The 1,102-nt window shown below is 47.3% G+C and carries 2 pseudogenes; both read right to left on the bottom strand.

The features are described from left to right. Positions 1–172: 172 nt before the first annotated feature. Positions 173–733 (bottom strand): annotated as a pseudogene (locus C5471_RS23320) (IS110 family RNA-guided transposase); the annotation flags it as partial. Further along, positions 726–863: pseudogene (locus C5471_RS23315) on the bottom strand (IS110 family transposase); the annotation flags it as partial. The pseudogenes C5471_RS23315 and C5471_RS23320, both read right to left, overlap by 8 nt. Positions 864–1,102 lie beyond the last annotated feature (239 nt).

Raw genomic sequence — 1,102 nt, 5'->3', positions numbered from 1 at the left:
CCTGCGCCTCGATGAGTTCCGTGCCTGATGAACCTTAAAAGTATGCCAGCTTCAAGGAGCCAATTTTTATGCCAGGTTTCTCATCAGGCCGGTAGGCCGTTCATGTCATCAATTATCAGTCTTCGCAAAACCAGTGGGGTAATAGTTAAATAGATTCACAATGACGTCAGTTTCAGGCAACAAATACCGTGTGTCGCGTCGTAATGGCCCAGGCTATCCGGGCGAGTTTATTAGCCAACGCACAGGCCACGATATTAGAATGCTTTCGTTCAAGTTGCTGCTTAACCCAGTCAGCCAGTTTGCCCTTTCTATGCTCGATATGCAGTATGAACGTTCGGGCACACAGCACCAACAGTTGCCGGAGTGTCTTGTTACCCCGTTTACTGATCCCCAATAAGGTTGTCTTGCCCCCAGTACTGTACTGGCGGGGAACCAATCCCGCCGAGACTGCAAAATCCCGGCTGTGTGCGTATTGTTTCCCATCACCCAGCTGTGAGGAAAGCACACTCGCCGTGATGGGGCCAATACCGGGGATCGTCATCAGCCGTTGTCCGGTATCATCTTGGGCAATCTCCTGTGACAGGACGGTTTCAATCTCGGTGATTTGTTTAACCAGATAGTGATAATGCGCCTGTAACCGCAGTAATACCTGTACCAGATACGGGGGAAGTTCATGTTCACCCAACACAGTGGCGAGCTGTTTTATCACAGCAATTCCCTTGGGCATAGTTAGCCAAAGTAGATGCTAGTTGATCATGGCCTACAGGGGTATTTGGGAATGTCATGACAATTCCCTGTGCACTAAGCGCAATTTCGAGTGAAGCTTTGGCAACATTAATACCGACACAAATCGTTTCAGTCATGGTTATTCGGCTCCCATTCTTGCAAATGCGAATTTAGTTTCAAGCAACTGTTCGGGTTTCTCGAAGAAAAGTAACAATCATGCGTCGAAAGCTCATTAACGGGCTTAATCCCTTGATGGTTGTCTGACTACATGATTGTTGCCAATCTCACTTAACCAGCATAAACCAGATTAAAGATACAAGATGGCCGGAATACGGTTGATGGTTCTACATTAGCTATAGCAGCATAAACACCAATG

The organism is Photorhabdus tasmaniensis (assembly GCF_011189505.1).
Taxonomy (GTDB): Bacteria; Pseudomonadota; Gammaproteobacteria; order Enterobacterales; family Enterobacteriaceae; genus Photorhabdus; species Photorhabdus tasmaniensis.
Note: the sequence above shows the minus strand (reverse complement) of the source record. Positions and strands in the feature narration are given on the sequence as shown.